The following is a 17,378-nucleotide window of genomic DNA, read 5'->3' on the forward strand; positions in this document are numbered from 1 at the left end:
CGATCAGGCCTTGGCCGTGGCAGGGCTGGCCGCACGTGCTGCCGGCGCGGCGTTCATCACGCCGGGGCGGCCGTCGAGCGTGTCCAGCAGCGTGCTGGCTTCCTGCTCCATCTCCACCACATAGCCATGGATGCGGCCCTTGAAATATCGATGGAACATCAGCGCCGGAATGGCCACGATCATGCCGGTGGCGGTGCACACCAGCGCCTTGCCGATGCCGCCGGCCAGCTGGTTCACGTCACCCACGCCATGGTCGAGGATGCCCAGGAACATCTGGATCATGCCGATCACGGTGCCGAGCAGGCCCAGCAGCGGGCCGGCCGAGGCGATGGTGCCCAGCGCATTGAGAAAGCGCTCCATGCGGTGCACCAGATGGCGGCCGGTGTCCTCGATCCGCTCGCGGATCTGGTCACGCGGACGGTTGCGCGCTTCCAGCGCGGCCGCCAGCAGCGCACCCAGCGGCGAGTTGGCGCGCAGCGTCTGCAGGTGCGCCGGGTCGAGCTTGCCGCGCGCGGCCCAGTTGCGCACTTCCTGGCCGAGGCCCGGCGGCAGCACCTCAGTCCGCCGCAGGGACCAGAAACGCTCCAGGATGATCGCCAAAGCCAGTACGCCCAACAGCAGCAGCGGCACCATCGGCCAGCCACCGGCCTTGACCAGTTCCCACACGTTTCAACCCTCCGGCCCAACGGCCGCTTGTTCGATCGGCGATAGGATAGCAGCCGACCGTGCCCGCCCAGCGGCATCCCACCACCGGGACGCGTGGATACGCTGTTCACGCAGCTGCAGCCCCTGTGCGCCAAGCCATACGCGGATCGCTCCGGACTCGGCGGTGGCCACCACCTCGGCCCCCTGCGCCCGCCAGCGCCGCACCACCTCCGGCCGCGGGTGGCCGAAGCGGTTCTGGTGCCCGGCCGAGACCAGCGCCAGCCGTGGTTCCACCGCCGCCACCCACAGCGCGCTGGAACTGCCGCCGCTGCCGTGATGGGGGACCAGTACCACATCCGCACGCAACTGCGGCGAAGAGGTTGCCAACAGCTCCGTTTCGGCAACCCGGCCGATGTCGCCGGGCAACAGCACCACGCCATGGGCTCCCGCCACGCGCAGCACGCAGCTGCCCTCATTCACGGCCTGCCGGTTGCCAGCGGCGGGATGCAGCACCTGGAAGTCGACGCCATCCCAGTGCCAGCGCAGGCCTGCCCGGCAGGGCCGGGCCCCGGCGATGGCGCTGCCGTCGGGCGCCAGCAGCGCCAGACCCGGATGCTGCCGGCGCACAGCGGGCAGATTGCCGGTGTGATCCTGGTGGTCATGGCTGAGCACCGCCTGCTGCGGCATGGCCTGGCCCAGCGCACGCAGCGCCGGCACGAGGGTGCGTTCATTGCTGTCGCCCCCGGCCGGTGGCCCGACGTCGTACCAGAGCGCATGCCGCGCCGTGCGCAGCAGCACCGCCGTGCCCTGGCCGACGTCATGCACCAGCAGTTCCAGCTCGCCCTGCCGCGGCCCTTCACGTGCCGGCCACAGAAGCGGCAGGCACAGCAACACGCCCGCCAGGCCACCGCCTGCGCCGCGCGGCAGCAACCACCAGATAACACCCAGCAGCGCCGCTGGTACCGCCCAGGCGGGTGCCTCGGCCAGCCACCACATCGCCTCTGGATGGACCGCCAACGGCTGCAGCACGCGCCAGCTGAGGTCGAACAGCCACGCCGCAGCCCGCCATGCCCAGCGCCCCGCGCCCTCATGCAACGCCTGCAGGCCGGTACCCAGCAACGACAGCGGCACCACCAGCAGGCTCCACCAGGGAATGATCGGCAGATTGACCAGGGGGCCCAGCCGGGCGGTGCCCCCAAACAACGCGATGCCCAACGGCAACAGCCCCAGGCTGGCCACCCCCTGCGCGGCGAGCAGGCCGTGCAGCCGTTCGCGCAGCCCCTGCGGTGGCGCCTGCGGCAGGCACCACAGCAGCCACAGCACCCCGCCGAAGCTGAGCCAGAAGCCGGCCGACAGCACCGACAGTGGCGACGGCAGCAGCAGCGCCAACGCTGCCAGCGACACCCCGTGCGCCACACCAAGCGGGCGCCGGCCGCCGCGCGCCAACGCGAGCAGGCCGATCATCAATGCCGTACGCACCGTGGGCAGCGCGCCGCCAGCCAGCACCGCATAACCGGCAGCGGCCACCGCCGCCGCGCCGGCCGCCGCCTGTTGTCGGGGCCAGTGGCGGCCCAGCTGCGGGCAGAGCCACCACAGCAGCCGGCACAGCAGCACACCCAGCCCCGCGACCACGCCGACGTGGAATCCGGAAATGGCGATCAGATGGGTCAGGCCGAGCGCGCGGAGCTGCTCCCAGTCGGCATCGGACAATCCTCGCGTATCACCCAGCGCCAGCGCCTGCACGAAGCGCGCGCCAGGGCTGGCCACCTGGGTGGCGATGGCGGCGCTGCTGCGCTCGCGCCAGGCTGGCAGGCCAAACGCGGATTGCAGCTCGCGTGCGCCAGCGGGGTCGCGCACCGTGGCAGTGCCGGCGATGGCCTGCAGCAGCGCATGGCGCTCGCCATCGAATCCGCCGGGATTGATCCTCGAGCGCGGTGGCCGCACCCGCAATGCCAGCTGCCAGCGCGCGCCGGCCCGCAGCTGCTGGCGTCCACCACGGTGGCCCGCGGCCGTACCCCGCCACGGATCATTCCAGCTGACCTGCAGGCGCTTGCCCCGCAACAACGGCAGACGGTCGTCATCGTCCACGCGCAGCAGGAAACGGGTCTGGCCGGAGCGATGCTGCGGCAGGTCGATGATCCGCCCACGAACCACGACATCCTGCGCCGAAGCGTTCGGCGCAAGCTGCTGCTGCATTGCCCAGTGCCCGTGCAGCGCGGTCCAGGCCAGGCCGAACAGCGCAGCCGCCGGCACCCGTCCCCGCCAGCGCAGGATCCAGGCGCACAGCGCGCACACCGCCGCCACGGCACACAGCCACAGTGGCGGCAGTGCCGGCAGCTGCACGCAGGCCAGCGCGCCCAGCACCAGGCCGGCGGCGCAGCCGCCCCCCAACACCGTTGCACCGGATCGATCGACAGCCATGGCCGCAGCCTGCGGCCACCGACCGTCGCCTGCCTATCAGCGATTGCCCCGTCCTGGGGTCAGCGTCGAACGCTGCCGCGGTGGAAGTTGACCCGGAAACTGGCACCGCCGCCGGCGGCTTCGCCGACACTGACCGATCCGCCGTGATGCTGCACGATTTCCTTCACCAGATGCAGGCCCAGGCCACTGCCGCTGCCGGCCGCGCGCAAGCGGTGGAACGGCTCGAAGATCGCCTCGCGGTCACCCACCGGAATGCCGGCGCCCTGGTCGCTGACCTCCAGCAGCGCGCGGGTATCCAACCGCACGCAGATGATGCCGCGGCCACCGCCGTGGACGATCGCGTTGTGCACCAGATTGGCGATCACCCGCCCCAGGGCCAGGCCATCGCCATGGATCCAGACCGGCACGTCCGGCGCATCGACCTCGAACCCGTAGCCGGCACCCACCACCAGAGGCGCCAGATCGGCGGCCGCCTCACGCACCAGCAACGCAAGGTCGAGCCGCTGCAGCGCGCCCACGTTGCGATCCAGCCGCTGCAGGTCGAGCAGGTGCTCGGCAACATTGCCCAGCCGCGCCACGTCGGTCAGCAACTGCGACTTCAGCTCGCCCTGTGGCAGCTGCGACAGGCGCGCCTGCACCACCGCGATCGGGACGCGCAGTTCGTGCGCCGCATCGGCGAGGAACTTGTCACGCGCCGCGTAGCCCTGCTGCACCTTGTCGATCGCATCATTGAACGCTTCCACCAGCGGCGCCACTTCGGTGGACACCAGCTGCGCATCCAGGCGTGCGCCCGGTTGGCCGATATCCAGCTCCTTGGCCTGCTGCGCGGAACGGCGCACGCCACGCATCGCGCGATGGATCACCGTCGGCATCACCAGCAACGTGACCACGATCAGCGGCAGGAAGAACCACAGGCCGATCAGCCGCAGCACCATCAGCGCGCCATCGAGCAGGCCGCCCTTCGGCGCGCCGCCCACCATCACCGTGATGCGGCGCCCCTCCTCGTTGCGGATCATCACCCGCGCCACATCCAGATAGGGCGGTACCAGTGAGCCGAGCTCGGTGGCGCCCAGCGTCGGCAAGCGGGCCAGCAGTGGCGCGTGCACTGCCGGCAGGGTGCCACGCTCGAGCCAGACACCCTTGTCATCGACCGCAGCGAACCACAGGTTGCCGCCGGCCTGCGCATCGAGAGCGTTCCAGCGCGCCTGGTCTAGCACCAGCCGGCCGTCTTCGCTGTGCACCGCCTTGGCCACCGCCTCGGCCATGAACATGTCCATGCCCCAGGTGTCCTTGTCACCCCAGGTCAGGATCAGCGCAACCACCGCAAACAACACGGTGAACGCCTGCGCAAGGAACAGGCGCCAGGCCAGGCCCAGGGTGATGGAACGGATCGGACGGGCCATCTCAGGCCTCCGCCAGCAGGTAGCCGACGCCCCGGATCACGTGGATCTCCACGCCGGCACCGGCCTGTTGCAGTGCCTTGCGCAACTTGGAGATATGCGCATCGAGCGCGTTGGACTGGATCTCATCATCGAAACCGTACACCGCCGCCTCCAACGCACTGCGGGTGACCGTGCGCCCCTGCCGCATCGCCAGCGCCTGCAGCACCAGCACCTGCCGGCGTGGCAACGGCAATGGCTGGCCTTCGACCCGCGCCTGCAACGATTCGAAGTCGAATTCCATGCGCCCCAGCCGCAGGCTGGGCGTGACCATCGCCGAGGGACGCCGCGACACCGCGCGGATGCGCGCCATCAGCTCTTCGATCGCCACCGGCTTGACGAGGTAGTCATCGGCGCCGACATCCAACCCTTCAACCTTGTCCGACAGCGTGCCCTTGGCGGTCAGCATGATCACGGCCAGGTTCGGCCGCAGCGCACGGGCTGTGGCAACGAAGCCGGCACCATCACCATCGGGCAGCTGGCGGTCGAGCAGCATCAGCTGGTGCACCGGCTCGCGCAGCGCGATGGCGGCTTCGGCCAGGCTGGCGACCACGTCGGCGACCACGCCTTGCCGCTCCAGGCCCGATTGCAGGGCACGGGACAGATCGGGATCGTCTTCGACCAGGAGGATGCGCATGAGGGGCTCGGCTACCGGAAAAGGTGCCGATCATAGTGCCTGGCGCCGTAATTTTGCGCCGATCGCAGCCGGCCTCGCTGGCGCAATGTTCTGACAATGTTGCGCCTGCACCATGCACAGCCATCCCCGCACAGTGGTCGCCCACGGACAAGGACACCCCCATGGCCTCCGTCTCCCCCACCAGTGAAGCGCACGCAATCCTGCGTGCACCCGACCTGGACAGCGCCGAGCGTGCCTACCTGGGCCTGATGCCCGATCTTGAGCACGTGAATGCGCTGGCGCGCCGCGCTTTGGGCCTGTCGCGCGCCGCCGATGCGGCACGCGGCTACGCGCTGTCGATGACCCTGGTCGGCTTGCGCCTGCAGGAGCTGGAGATGGGCGAGGCCAGCGCGAAGGAACACCGCCAGGCCACCCTGCACAGCCTGCGCCAGGCCTTCAGCGCCTGACCCCGCAGACACCCCGCAGCACGGGGCGTTGAGCGCAGGCGGCCGTCGTCAGCGCAGCGTGCTCCAGGCCAGCACCGCAGACAACAGCGCCACCCAGATCACGGCCTTGAACGTGCCCTGCAGCATGTTGCCGCCGAACAGCAGTTCGAACAGCGGGTTGGGCCTGGAAACCGGAACGTGATCGCTCATGCAGCTGCTCCTTGTGATGACCGCGATTGCGCGGTAGGGGCAAGTCTACGCCTGCCCGGCCCGGATTCATCGCCACCTGGCTGGCTTTGGCGGCGCAATCCCGCTGTTCGTCGCAGGCCGGCTGCGCCCCCGGCGGCGGCGTGCCAGCCTGCGTGCACTTTCCCGCTGGAGCACCGTGCCATGCCGATGCTTGCCCTGATGCTGCTGTTCACCGGCCTGTTCGGCGACCACGGCGGGCCCGCCGAAGTGGCAGTGCGTCAACAGATCCAACTCAACGAGACGGCCACCGCGACGCCACAGCGTGATGACACCGCGTCCGCGCTGCAGCTCTTGCCGCTGCGCGAGGACCGGGTGCTGCGATTTGGATGCCAGGGCCGCACGAACGGACCGGCCGAGCGCGCCTATGTGGCGCAGCTGTGGCAGCGTGTGGATGGCCAATGGCGGGTGCAGCGTGCAATCCGTGTCGAGATGTTGGCCGCTGGGCGGTAGTTCGAAACCTATCCGGGACAGCCGCACCGCAACCTGTCGTCCTCGCCACGCCATACGCGATGTCAAGCGCCCGGAAAGCGGACGCTGCAACGAAAAAACCCGGCGCCATGGCCGGGTTTTCTGTTCACGTCGATCCTCGCCGAGGATGTCGTGGTGGGCGGTACAGGGTTCGAACCTGTGACCCCTACCATGTCAAGGTAGTGCTCTACCGCTGAGCTAACCGCCCATCTTGTTCTTGCCGCCCAAAGGCTGGCCTTGCTACGTAAAAACCCGGCGCCAGGGCCGGGCTTTGCAGTTCACGACAACCTCCTTCCGGAGACTTCGTGGTGGGCGGTACAGGGTTCGAACCTGTGACCCCTACCATGTCAAGGTAGTGCTCTACCGCTGAGCTAACCGCCCGTTTTGCATCTGCAAGGCCGCGATTGCGTCGGTGCAGGCCGCGTATATTACGGACGCCGGCTGTGAAGCGCAACACTTTTGTGAAGATGATGCTGCACTGCCGCGTTCAGCCGAGGCTGGCCTCCTTCAGCTGCCGGATCTGGTCGCGCACGCGTGCGGCGTCCTCGAACTCCAGGTCCTTGGCGTGCTGGTACATCTGCTGCTCCAGCGCCTTGAGCCGGGCCGCCAGCTGGGCCGGGCTGAGTGAACGATAGTCGGCACCCTCCTCGGCCACACCCGCCCTGCCCTTGCCCTTGCCCTTCTTGGCCTCCTTCTCCGCTGCATCCGAGCGGGCCCCCTCCAGCACGTCCACGATCGGGCGCGCCACCGAGCGCGGCACGATGCCGTGCTCCTGGTTGTACTCGACCTGCTTGGCACGGCGGCGGTCGGTCTCGTCGATCGCCGCCTGCATGGAACGGGTGATCTTGTCGGCGTACAGGATCGCCTTGCCGCGCACATTGCGGGCGGCGCGGCCGATGGTCTGGATCAGCGAGCCGGTCGAGCGCAGGAAGCCCTCCTTGTCGGCATCAAGGATCGCCACCAGCGACACTTCCGGCATGTCCAGGCCCTCGCGCAGCAGGTTGATGCCGACCAGCACGTCGAACTTGCCCAGGCGCAGATCGCGGATGATCTCCACGCGCTCGACCGTGTCCACGTCCGAGTGCAGGTAGCGCACGCGGATGCCGTGTTCGGTGAGGTACTCGGTGAGGTTCTCGGCCATGCGCTTGGTCAGCGTGGTGACCAGCACGCGGTCGCCGGCCTTGATGCGTTCGTTGGCCTCGCTCATCAGGTCGTCAACCTGGGTTCCCACCGGACGGATCTCCACCACCGGATCGATCAGGCCGGTCGGGCGCACCACCAGTTCGGTGATCTCATCACCGGCCTCGCGGTACTCGTACGGCCCTGGCGTTGCCGACACATAGATGCTGCGCGGGCAGCGCTCCTCCCACTCCTCGAAGCGCAGTGGGCGGTTGTCCAGTGCCGACGGCAGACGGAAACCGAACTCGACCAGGGTTTCCTTGCGCGAACGGTCGCCCTTGAACATCGCGCCGATCTGCGGAATGGTCACGTGCGATTCGTCGATCACCAGCAACGCATCGGCCGGCAGGTAGTCGAACAGGGTCGGCGGCGGCTCGCCGGCGTTCTTGCCGGTCAGGTGCCGCGAGTAGTTCTCGATGCCGTTGCAGAACCCCACCTCGGCCATCATCTCGATGTCGTACTGGGTACGCTGCGCCAGCCGCTGCGCCTCCACCAGCTTGTTCTGCGCGTACAGCTGCTCCAGGCGCTCCTTCAGTTCGACCTTGATCGTCTCGATCGCCGCCAGCACGCGCTCGCGCGTGGTTGCGTAGTGGGTCTTCGGGTACACGGTGAAGCGCTGCATGTTACGCAGCGTCTCGCCGGTGAGCGGGTCGAACAGGGTGATCTTCTCGACCTCGCCATCGAACAGCTCCAGGCGCAGCGCCTCGCTGTCCGATTCGGCCGGGAACACGTCGATCACTTCGCCGCGCACGCGGAACGTACCGCGCTGCAGTTCATATTCGTTGCGCGTGTACTGCAGCTGGGTCAGGTGGTTGATCAGGTCGCGCTGGTCGATGCGCTCGCCCTTGGACAGGATCAGGCGCAATGACAGGTAGTCTTCCGGTGCACCCAGGCCGTAGATCGCCGACACCGTCGCCACCACGATCGCATCCGGCCTTGACAGCAGGGTCTTGGTCGCCGCCAGCCGCATCTGTTCGATGTGCTCGTTGATCGAACTGTCCTTCTCGATGAAGGTGTCCGACGAGGGCACGTAGGCCTCGGGCTGGTAGTAGTCGTAGTAGCTGACGAAGTACTCCACCGCGTTGTGCGGGAAGAACGCCTTGAACTCGCCATACAGCTGCGCGGCCAGCGTCTTGTTCGGCGCCATGATCAGCGTCGGCTTCTGCACGTTCTGGATGACGTTGGCGATGGTGTAGGTCTTGCCCGAACCGGTCACGCCGAGCAGGGTCTGCTTGGCGATGCCGGCTTCGAAGTTGCTGGTCAGCTTCGCGATGGCATCGGGCTGATCGCCCGCCGGCGAGTACGGCGAGACGAGTTCAAAACGGTCGCTCATGGTGTTGCCAGTTCCCGGGAAACGTGAGTATACGAGGCAAGGGGTGACGGCAGGCTGAGGGGTTTACCGGCATGCCAGGACGGCGTTGGCCGATGGCGGCCGAACGCGCCCGGGCGGAGGCTGGGCCCATGCCTCGCCGCCTCCCTGCCCCCACCGCCCGGCCCGCCCGTGGCTTCCAGCTGATCGAACTGCTGCTGATCGTCATGCTGCTGGCGGTGGCGCTGGCACTGGCCTGGGGCCCTTGGCAACGCGCGCTGCGCCACCTGCAGGCCGAGAGCCTGCGCCGGGAGCTGGTCGCCAGCCTGTCGCTGGCACGCAGCACGGCCATCACCGAACGCCGCCGCGTGTCCGTCTGCGGCTCGTCTGATGGCCACCAGTGTGACCAGGCCTGGAGCCGGGGCTGGCGTGTCCGGATCGAGCCACGCACGGCCGCCGAAGGCCCCGGCCGGCTGCTGCGTACCCACACCAGCCGCCAACACCGGGTCGAGCTGCGCGCCAGCGATCATCGTCCCGAGGTGCAGTTCCGGCCGGATGGCCGCAACGCCGGCACCAACCAGTCCATCGTGCTGTGCGTGGACGGCTACGAGCACAGTCGCGTGATCATCAATGTCCCGGGGCGGGTGCGCAGCCAACGGCCACGACAGCCCGCCGCCTGCTGAGCGGCCGGCCACAACGAAAAAAGCCGCGATTTCTCGCGGCTTTCTCGAATCTGGCGCCCGAAGTTGGACTCGAACCAACGACCCCCTGATTAACAGTCAAGTGCTCTAACCGGCTGAGCTATTCGGGCGGGGTGCGCATTTTAGCCAGCGTTTGGCGGCCAGCGCAAGCCCTTTTTTCATGCGCGACGACCAAGCCTTACCAGCACTCCGCGTTGGTCTTCTTGTCCGGTGTCTTGCGCCCGGCCTGATCCAACGTCAGCGTGCCGCACACATCCTTGTCCTGGCCGGTTTCCGGCACCGCCTGCAGCGTGTACGTGCTGGCGGTGGCCTTGCCGCTCAGGGACAGCGTGTAGCGCTTGGCGCCCTGCCGGGGCGACTGGTCGAACGGCAGCGAGAAACCGTCATAGCTGTTCTGCACCGTGTGGTAGCGCTCGAGCAGCTGTGCGATCTCTACCAGATCGGCCTTGGCCAGCGCCCGGTTGGTCTTCAGCACATGGCGCTGATACGACGGCAGGGCGATGGCCGCGAGCACGGCGATCACTGCCACGGTGATCATCAGCTCGATCAGGGTGAAGCCGGCGGTGGAACGACGCGATGCAGGGGTACGCATTGGCATTCTCATGTTCATGATGGTCAGCGGATCTGGCGCCAGGACTGCCGGCCGCAGGCACGCTGGCCGTAGGCGGTATCGGCGCCGGGCGTGTTCAACGCCACAATGCAGCGGTCGATCGAGCCGTCGACCGAGCACTTCGGATCGCTGGCATCGCACCCCTTCTGTGTGGTGCTGTTGACCTGGGTACCCAGCACCGGCGCGCCGTTGGTGACGTCACCGCCGCGGGTCAACGCACCGGCGCCGCAGTTTGCGCCACACAGTGGGTTGCCGCCATCGGGCTTATCGGTCAACCCGCTCATGGCCGGCTGGCCGGTGAGCATGTTCAGCCGGTAGCGCCAGTTGACGCCACCGCCGGTGCCACAGACCGTCTGCCCCGGCACGTAGGTGGTGAACATCACGTTGCCGCCCTGCAGCGTCGGATAGCCGAAGAAGCGCTCGCCTTCGACGTCGGTACCGACGATCAGATCCACATACCAGCCGCGCTGGGTCGCGTAATCGACCGGATTGCCGGAGATGTCACGGAAGCCGCCGCCCGCAGAGCTGACGGTCTGGCCCACCAGCACATCGCGGCCGCTGACGGCACTGGAGAGGTTGTCCCAGATGCCATACAGGGTCTGCACCGGCGAATTGCGGGTCACCGCATTGTCATCGGCGGTGAAGTAGCGCCCGGTGCCGAAGAACAGGCTGACGCCACCGCCCGGACCGGCCGAGGCTTCGATCGCACCGGTGATCGGCTGCACCACCGCACTCCGGATAGCGGTGAACAACGGCGAACCACTGAGCCCCACGTTCCAGGCTGTGGTGTCACCACCACGCAGATCAAAGCGCCAGATGTTGCCCTGCATGTCGCCACCGTACACGGTGTCGGCCAGGCCGCTGCTGTTGTACAGGCCCACCGCGGTCACGTGATTGAGGCCGTTGGCGATCGCGTACTTGGTGCCGGTCGGATACAGGCGCTTGAGCACCTGCCCGGTCTGGATGTCCACCACGTACAGCACCGGACGACCGGTACTGGAATTGACACCATTGCCGAACAGCGCGACAAAGCGCGGCGGACCGTCCGGATCGGAACCGGCCACCGGCACCACCACCGGCTTGCCGAAGGCGAAGCCCATGTCCGATTCGGTCTTGCCGGAAATCTCCCACAGCACGTTGCTGGAAGTGAATCCGGTGGGATCGGTGATATCCAGCCCGAACACCGAACCATTGCCGACCGAGGTTGCCGAAGGACCGCGGCTGGCACCGCCACCACCGGTCGAGCCCACCAGCACGGTATGCCAGGCGTTGCCGTAGTAGACGTCGGACGAGGTCAGGCCGCCATCGACGTAGTAGCGATGGCCGTAGGCCGGGTTGGCCAGCTCGGCCATGTGCTGCAGCGACGCCGAGGGAATGAAGGCGAACTGCTCGGTGCCTGCGGCCGTGCCGGTACTGGCATTGAACCCATGCAGCATGCCGTCATTGGCGCCGACGTAGGCCATCGACGGCGGGCCGCCGGAGGCCTTCTTGGCCGCCAGGTAGGTCTCATAGCGCGTGCCCAGCGTGGTCTTCCAGCCGACCCCACCCTGCGCCTTCCAGGAGGTATAGCCGTAGTCGTTCTTGTTGGACACGATCTCCACGCTGGAGTTGACGATGTCGCCCAGCAGCACGCTGCGCGGGCGGAAGCCACTGACCGGCGAGCCACGCAGGTAGCTGACCAGATCGGCCACGGTATGCGAACCGAACCAGTTGGGAATGGTGTTCAGGCCCATGTTGCCGAGCTTCTCGGCACGATCACGGCCGGGCACGTTGTCGGCGGTGAAATCCGCCGCTGCTGCCGCCACCAGCTGGTTGGACTTGTTCACATAGGTCGGCGCGGTGGACATCACGATGGTGCGACCGGAGGCGCTCATCCGGGTCGACGCACGCCACAGCTCCGCACCGATGCCGCCCGTGGCAGTGACCTGGCTGGCGATGAGATCGCCGGTCCAGTCGTTGGAGCCGGACGCCACGGCATAGTGCGCGGACACGGTGAAGGAGCCCGCATTGACGCGTGCGCCGGTCGCGCTGCCGCCTACCGGTGCCTCGCCGGCCGCAGCGCTGTCGAAGATCGCCTCCAGTGCCGACTTCAGCTTGGCCGGATTGCGCGCCAGGAAGTAGTTGTCCGGCACGCCAGCCACCTTGCTGTCCCACTTCTTGCCTGCCGGCACGCCGTACTTGGCGGCGTACCACAGCGGGCTCTCCAGCTGGCCAGCCTGGCCGCTACCCAGACGGTAGCGAAGCACGATCGCGCCGGTCCATTCCGACGGCGGCGCGGAGGTGGTGGTCAGCACCGAGCCGTTCTTGTCACCCGGACGCAGCACCAGGCGCTGCACGTTGTCGGCAGCATTGGAACCGACGATGGTGTAGCCGGTCAGCATCGCGTTGCCGGCGTAGGCCGACAGGTTCTCGATGCGGACCAGCACTTCATCGGCAGCCACCGTGTTGCGCACCGCGTTGTTGTTGCATTCGCCACTGGTGGAGCGCCAGCAGATATTGCGGAAGGTGGTGTTGTCACCCTCGTTGCAGGTCTCGCCCACGCAGTAGCTGAGCATCGACACCACGTCATTGTCGTGGTCGTTGCCCCACAGCGAATCTTCCCAGACCAGCGAGAAGCTGCCGGCCTTGCCGTCGGCGCGATAGGTGCGCCCGTAGACGAAGTTCGGCGACACCGTCGACGTCTTGGTGCCGATGCCGACCGAGCCCAGGAAGCAGCTGCGCCAGCCCGTGCTGGAGATCTTCGCGGTGCCGGTATTGTTGGCCTGGCACAGCGGGGCCAGGGTGATCTTGCCATTGCCCACCGGAATCTCGAACTTCGGCAGGCTCTCGGCCATGGCCACGGTATAGGTGGTCGCGGTCAGCTTGTACGAATCCGGCTTGTCCTGCACGCGCGGGCGCAGGTCGTTCTCGGCAGCCGACTTGGCCAGGCCGGCCATCAGGTAGCTGCCTTCAGTGGAGGGCACGTCCGGGCAGATGCCGCGCACCAGCGACAGGCCTGTCACCTTGGCCGCCCGGCAGATGTCTTCGTGCGTGTTGATCGAGGCATAGCGCTCGGTCAGGCCGATGCGACCGGCCATGTAGTTGCCGCCGGTGATGTTCTCCAGATTGCCGATGGCGTCGGTCGAGCTCGCCGCGGTCGGCAATCCACTGACCGAGCCGATGTTGTCGCTGTCGAACGACGGCAGGCCCGAGGACATCACCAGGATGTTGCAGGTGGCGCAGTAGGAGTTGCCGCCATCGTTCGGCGAACGGTACGGGTCCTTCCACGACACGGCGTTGGGCAGGCCACTCAGGTCGCCGCTGGCGCTGTAGATGCCCTTGGTCTCGCCCTTGATGTAGCGCAGCGCCTCGGCATACATCTCGGCCAGCGGGTTGCCCCATGCGCTGCAGGTCTTGGACGCATTGCCCGGATCGGTCAGGTTGCCGTTGCCGCCGAAGCCCTGGCGGTTGAGGATGCTGTAGGCGTTGCAGTCGTTCCAGTTGTTGCTCCAGTTCCACTGGTCGATGCGGAAGTTGGAGATGGTATTGATGATGCCTTCGGCGCCACCGGTCAGCGAGTTGCAGAACTGGCCATTGGACAGATTGATCTCATCACCGGCCGCGCAGAACGAGGTGCCGTTGCCGGCGATCTTGCCGATGTTGCGGCGGACCACGCCGCCATCGCGCGGGTTGGCGTAGGTACCGGTGACCAGGCCGAAGCGCAGGCGCCCACTCTCGCCATAGGACTGCAGCAGGCCGGCCGGCTTCAGATAGTCGTTGGCGCCATCGTTGTACTTGCGGCAGAACGCTTCCTGGAACGTGCCGCTGCCGGACGCGCACACTTCCACGCGCACATTGAGGTCGGCCACGACCGAACGCGGCGAGTCGTCCTTGCCTTCGTCCGAGCGCCCGGCGATGCACTGGCGGCTGGCGGTCGAGGCCCACTCGCTCCAGCTGCCGCTAGCCACGCGCATCAGCGGCGCACCACCGCTGGCGATGGTGGCGTTGCAGAACGAGGTGGTGGTCTTGTACGGCGTGAAGTTGCCGATGTCGCTACCGCTGTAGACCTTCACCCAGGCATGCAGATCGTTGGGGATCTGGGCGCGCTCCAGCACGGTCTTGCTGTTGGAATCGGTGATGCGATGGCCGCCGTACAGCACGTAGCGCATCACATCCAGGCGGCTCATCGTCGCCCAGTTCAGGAAGTTGCCCGACCAGCTACCGCCGCAGGTGTGCTTCAGCGTACCGGTGGCCTGCGCGCTGGCCTTGAACTGGCCACTGCTGTAGGTGTAGCAGAGGTTGGAGTCGAAGTAACCCGAGTAGTCGAACTTGTCCTGGTAGGTGGTATCGAGCGTGCCGTCCTCGTCCAGGTCGCTGTAATCGCTGTAGGCCTTGTTGAACAGCTGCTCGTCGCGCGACATCACCATCATCATCAGCGGCGGCTGCGTCTTCTTGCTGTACAGCGGTTCCTGCGCGATGTCGTAGTCACCGAGCGCAGCGAACAGTGGGTACATCAGGGCCCCGACGCCGGCCAGCACGGCCACAGCCGCGCCCCGGCGCAGCCAGGGTGTCGAGACGATGCGGGAAAAGCGGCGCGGAGTGTTCATGGAATGTAGATCGTGTCGATGACGGCGCTGGAAGAAGGATTGGCCGGGTCGTCACTGGCCAACACGGTGATCTGGTAGATGTTCTCGGTTTCTTCGTTCTTGGGGACGCCGACCTTGATCGGCCCACGCGGCACGCACTTGTCCAGGCGCCGGGTGTTGATGGCGGTGGCCGTGGTCTTGCCGTCGGCCCAGGTCGCCGGATCGAACACCGGGCTGCATTCTTCCTGGTTGGCTTCGTAGATATTGCCGCTGCCGATAGCGGCCTGGATCACCGCCTCCTGCGCACGCGCACTGGATTCGGCATTCTGGAAGGCCTGGTTGGAGCGCAGGTAGTTGGCCGCCATCCGCTCCTGCATGCCGGTGACCTGCATGCCGGCAATGCCGATCAGTGCCAGCAGGATCAGCATGATCAGGGCGACGTACAGCACCGCGCCACGCTGCTGGCGGGGCGATGAGAAGGAAGGAATGCGTGGGCGCGGGTGCATGGCGGCCTCAGTTGCCGAAGAGGCGGTTTCGAAGGGCGATGGTGGTCTGGTAGACCGTGCGCATGCGACCGTCGGTCGGGGCGGTGAACGTCACCCCCATCGAGATCAGCGAAGCGTTCTGGTCGGCCTGCGGTGCGGCGGACGGATCAGGGCTGGCCATCACCAGGCCGAGCTGCACCGCGCCGACACGGCGCCAGCCATTGGCCGCGGGAATGGTCGAGGCCTGCACGGTTTCCGCGGTGCCCTGGCGGTCGATGAAACCGGTCGGGTAGGCGGTGGTGAGGCCGCGGTCCTGGCCGTACAGCAGCTGCATGTTCTCCACGCCATCGACCAGCGCCTCCGGCGCGCCGGCCACCAGCGCGCCGTTGGGCACGGCGCTGAAGCGCACCCGGTACAGCGAGGAACGCGCGCTCGCCGCGTCGTAGCCCACGTAGTACAGGGCGCTCTCGGCGCGGTGCAGCATCGCCTGGCCGGCCGTGACCGGACGGGTGAAGTTGCCGACGTTGTTGGGTGTCTCGCCGAAGGTGATGGTGCCTGCGGCCGCATCCACCGCGCGGGCCTGGAACACCGTCGCGCTGGCGCAGTCGGCCGCGCCATACAGGCCCGGGTTCGAAACACCGCTCTTGAGCACCGCCAGCCGCGCCTTGTCGAAGGTGAACACCGGCTGCCCGTCGCTGCCTGCGTTGCCGGTGATCGGCACCCCGTCGGGCATCAGGTAACGCAGAGCGATGATGTCGCTGCCATTGACACGGTTGGGCGTGGCGGCGGCGAACTGGGCCGGCAGCGCCGGCTTGAAGTCGGTGCCGCCGGTCCCCGGCGTGGCGCTCAGGGTCACCGCGTCGCCCGGCCCGGTCGCGGTCGCTTCATAGCCCTGGATCGAGGTCTGGAAATCCAGAGCCGGATGCGGTGCGGCCGCAAACGTGGAGAACAGTGAAGGGTTGTCCGGCGAATTGCGCGCCTGGTCGTTGACGCAGCCGAAATGGCCGGCCATGCGCACTTCACGCTGCAGCGTGTCCATCGCGAAGCGGCTGTTCTCCTGCACACGCGCCAGGCCGTCGGACAGCTGATAGGCCGCGCGTGACGCCGCAAACACCTGCACCACGCCCAGCATCACGATCAGGCCGATGGTCAGGGCGATCATCAACTCAACCATCGACAGGCCGGTGGCAGACCGGGGGAAGGACGGCGCGCGCATTACAGGCCACTCCTGGCAGTGAAGGTGGTATCCCCGGCGTCGGCTTTCCAGCGCTCGTCACCCCAGCTCACGCTGACCGTGTACTGATCGCCGTTGCGCACTACGCTGCCACTGGCGCCCTCGCCCAGCGCCTTGCCCAGGCGGCAGCGCCAGTCCAGGGTGAAGGCGTCGCGGCTGATGTCCTTGCCGGTGGGCGGCAGGCAGTTCTTGGTCGAGGTGGTCGCCGCATAGTTGCCCACATACGAGGGCGCCCGCGCGCGGTTCACGCGCAGCTGGTCAAGCATCTCGTAGGTGAGGTTGGTCGCCTGGGTCCGGTAATTGGCGCTCTGCACGAAGCGCACGTTCATGGTCTGCATCAGGGCAAAGCCCAGCAGGCCGACGCCAAGCACGAGGATGGCGATCAGTACTTCGATCAGGCTGAAACCACCCTGCGCGGCACGTGGCGAACGGAAACGGGGCGCTTTCACTTGCAGTCCTCCTTCAGCAGCCGGACCTGCCCGGTCGGCGAGATGCGCAGCGTTCGTTGCAGCGGCTGCTTGCCGCAGGTGTCCGGGCGCAGGGTCAGATCCAGGCTGGCGTCCGCGCGGTTGCGCCCGCGCGGATCGAAACTCACCGACAGGTCCGGCGTGCCGACCGCGCTCACACCCGGCTTGCCGGCGCTGTAGCGCAGCACGGTCTCGCCGGCGCTCAGGCCGCCGTCACCATTGCGGTCTTCCCAGACCAGCCAGCCCTCGGCCCAGCTCTTGCCGTCGCAGGCGCTGCCGGCAGCGGAGGCACAGACGCCGGCACCGCGGCGGTTGCGCACCGCCTCGCTGCGGGCCAGCGACAGCGAGGCAATCAGCTCGTTGCTGGTGGTCGCGATGCGGTTGGAGCGGATCGTGCTCTGGAAACTGGGAAAGGCGATCGTGGCGAGCACGGCCAGAACCATGACCGTCACCATCAGCTCAACCAGCGTGAAGCCGTTTTCCCGGCGCAAAGACATTGGACGCTCCCCAGCGTGTTGATGGCCACGATGGGCCATCCCCCTGC

15 protein-coding genes and 3 tRNA genes are annotated in these 17,378 nt (G+C 67.4%); 3 read left to right on the forward strand and 15 right to left on the reverse strand.

The genetic code is table 11. The annotated features are described in order from the left end of the window. Nucleotides 1-3 precede the first annotated feature (3 nt). Genes AC5YGJ_RS07020 through AC5YGJ_RS07035 form a run of 4 tightly spaced genes read right to left on the reverse strand, consistent with a single transcriptional unit; the run spans nt 4 to nt 5,142 of the window. Nucleotides 4-666 (reverse strand): MotA/TolQ/ExbB proton channel family protein, encoded by a 663-nt coding sequence (locus AC5YGJ_RS07020; protein WP_496186139.1) that lies wholly within the window; start codon nt 664-666, stop codon nt 4-6. A gap of 3 nt (nt 667-669) precedes the next feature. After that, the gene (locus AC5YGJ_RS07025) at nt 670-3,066 is read right to left on the reverse strand and encodes a DNA internalization-related competence protein ComEC/Rec2 (protein ID WP_496186140.1); all 2,397 of its coding nucleotides are present in this window, start codon (nt 3,064-3,066) and stop codon (nt 670-672) included. 59 nt (nt 3,067-3,125) lie between these two features. Beyond that, nucleotides 3,126-4,469, reverse strand: coding sequence for a sensor histidine kinase (locus AC5YGJ_RS07030; protein ID WP_249844483.1), 1,344 nt, complete (start codon nt 4,467-4,469; stop codon nt 3,126-3,128). Between the two features lies 1 nt (nt 4,470). Then, on the reverse strand, nt 4,471-5,142 hold the full coding sequence (locus tag AC5YGJ_RS07035; protein WP_249844484.1) for a response regulator transcription factor: 672 nt from the start codon (nt 5,140-5,142) through the stop codon (nt 4,471-4,473). Nucleotides 5,143-5,303: 161 nt separating this feature from the next. Here AC5YGJ_RS07035 and AC5YGJ_RS07040 point away from each other — a divergent pair, with 161 nt between their 5' ends. Then, a complete protein-coding gene (locus tag AC5YGJ_RS07040) occupies nt 5,304-5,588 on the forward strand; it encodes a hypothetical protein (protein ID WP_249844485.1) in 285 nt (94 codons plus the stop codon). Between the two features lie 48 nt (nt 5,589-5,636). Here AC5YGJ_RS07040 and AC5YGJ_RS07045 read toward each other — a convergent pair whose 3' ends face one another. After that, nucleotides 5,637-5,777, reverse strand: a complete 141-nt coding sequence (locus AC5YGJ_RS07045; protein WP_181358754.1) for a hypothetical protein — start codon at nt 5,775-5,777, stop codon at nt 5,637-5,639. Between the two features lie 180 nt (nt 5,778-5,957). On the opposite strand from AC5YGJ_RS07045, the gene AC5YGJ_RS07050 reads away from it, so the two are divergent. After that, entirely contained in the window at nt 5,958-6,266 is a 309-nt protein-coding gene (locus tag AC5YGJ_RS07050; RefSeq protein WP_496186141.1) for a hypothetical protein, read from the forward strand. Nucleotides 6,267-6,417: 151 nt separating this feature from the next. Here AC5YGJ_RS07050 and AC5YGJ_RS07055 read toward each other — a convergent pair. The 3 genes from AC5YGJ_RS07055 to uvrB form a co-directional block, all read right to left on the reverse strand. Continuing rightward, nucleotides 6,418-6,492: transfer RNA gene (locus AC5YGJ_RS07055), tRNA-Val, on the reverse strand. A gap of 98 nt (nt 6,493-6,590) precedes the next feature. Beyond that, nucleotides 6,591-6,665, reverse strand: a tRNA-Val gene (locus tag AC5YGJ_RS07060). A gap of 106 nt (nt 6,666-6,771) precedes the next feature. Further along, complete coding sequence (uvrB, locus tag AC5YGJ_RS07065) at nt 6,772-8,796, reverse strand: excinuclease ABC subunit UvrB (RefSeq protein WP_249844487.1); 2,025 nt, start codon at nt 8,794-8,796, stop codon at nt 6,772-6,774. A 128-nt stretch (nt 8,797-8,924) separates the two neighbouring features. Here uvrB and AC5YGJ_RS07070 point away from each other — a divergent pair, with 128 nt between their 5' ends. Further along, entirely contained in the window at nt 8,925-9,455 is a 531-nt protein-coding gene (locus AC5YGJ_RS07070) for a GspH/FimT family pseudopilin (RefSeq protein ID WP_496186142.1), read from the forward strand. A 51-nt stretch (nt 9,456-9,506) separates the two neighbouring features. Here the strand turns inward: AC5YGJ_RS07070 and AC5YGJ_RS07075 are convergent. The 7 genes from AC5YGJ_RS07075 to AC5YGJ_RS07105 all read right to left on the reverse strand — a co-directional run bounded on the left by AC5YGJ_RS07075 (nt 9,507) and on the right by AC5YGJ_RS07105 (nt 17,331). Beyond that, nucleotides 9,507-9,583 (reverse strand) — tRNA-Asn (locus tag AC5YGJ_RS07075). A 68-nt stretch (nt 9,584-9,651) separates the two neighbouring features. Further along, nucleotides 9,652-10,065 (reverse strand): type IV pilin protein, encoded by a 414-nt coding sequence (locus AC5YGJ_RS07080; RefSeq protein WP_107233047.1) that lies wholly within the window; start codon nt 10,063-10,065, stop codon nt 9,652-9,654. 23 nt (nt 10,066-10,088) lie between these two features. Further along, nucleotides 10,089-14,669, reverse strand: a complete 4,581-nt coding sequence (locus AC5YGJ_RS07085) for a pilus assembly protein (protein WP_496186143.1) — start codon at nt 14,667-14,669, stop codon at nt 10,089-10,091. Then, entirely contained in the window at nt 14,666-15,154 is a 489-nt protein-coding gene (locus AC5YGJ_RS07090) for a pilus assembly PilX family protein (RefSeq protein WP_496186144.1), read from the reverse strand. The genes AC5YGJ_RS07085 and AC5YGJ_RS07090 overlap by 4 nt, the downstream gene beginning before the upstream one ends. 7 nt (nt 15,155-15,161) lie before the next feature. Then, nucleotides 15,162-16,349 carry a PilW family protein gene (locus AC5YGJ_RS07095; RefSeq protein WP_496186145.1) on the reverse strand — a complete coding sequence of 396 codons (1,188 nt, stop codon included), beginning with the start codon at nt 16,347-16,349 and terminating at the stop codon, nt 15,162-15,164. Continuing rightward, complete coding sequence (gene pilV / locus AC5YGJ_RS07100) at nt 16,349-16,816, reverse strand: type IV pilus modification protein PilV (RefSeq protein WP_249844493.1); 468 nt, start codon at nt 16,814-16,816, stop codon at nt 16,349-16,351. Before pilV ends, AC5YGJ_RS07095 begins: the two co-directional genes overlap by 1 nt. Then, the gene (locus tag AC5YGJ_RS07105) at nt 16,813-17,331 is read right to left on the reverse strand and encodes a GspH/FimT family pseudopilin (protein WP_496186146.1); all 519 of its coding nucleotides are present in this window, start codon (nt 17,329-17,331) and stop codon (nt 16,813-16,815) included. The genes pilV and AC5YGJ_RS07105 overlap by 4 nt, the downstream gene beginning before the upstream one ends. Nucleotides 17,332-17,378 lie beyond the last annotated feature (47 nt).

The sequence above is a fragment of the Stenotrophomonas sp. CS3K5 genome (genome assembly GCF_059515225.1).